The following is a 423-nucleotide window of genomic DNA, read 5'->3' on the forward strand; positions in this document are numbered from 1 at the left end:
ACCTGCGCGTCACCGGTCGTCGTGCTCGTCACCCGGGCTCCTCCTTCGTCGGGTCGCGGGCGTCGTGCCCGTGGTCCTGCAGGTCAGCGTAGGAGCCACGTCCCACACGAGGAGCGGTGCGGCGCCGGGACCCGGCGGCGCACGGCTCCCGTACCGTGCCGTGCCGATCGGTCCTGGTGCGGACCGACGAGCACGGTCAGTACTGGCTCTTGCGCTCCCAGTCGGGGTCGAACGCGCTCGCCGCGGCGACGGCGACGTAGTCGCGGTACGCCTCCGCGACGAGCACGGGCGGCAGGTCCGCGATGCGCGCGGTCCCCCGGCCCGACGCGCGTCCCGTGCGCTCGAACGTCAGGGCCGTCACCGCGGCCGCGATGTTCTCCTCGGGGACGAACGACCCCGTGAACTCGATCTGCACCACGACCC

At 73.8% G+C, this 423-nt stretch carries 1 protein-coding gene; it reads right to left on the reverse strand.

All coding sequences use genetic code 11. From position 1 onward, the window contains the following. Positions 1 to 196: 196 nt before the first annotated feature. On the reverse strand, positions 197 to 423 hold a 227-nt coding region (locus tag G3I78_RS49045; RefSeq protein ID WP_164437145.1), incomplete at its 5' end, for a hypothetical protein.

The organism is Streptomyces sp. SID13726, assembly GCF_010548375.1.
Classification (GTDB): Bacteria; Actinomycetota; Actinomycetes; order Streptomycetales; family Streptomycetaceae; genus Streptomyces.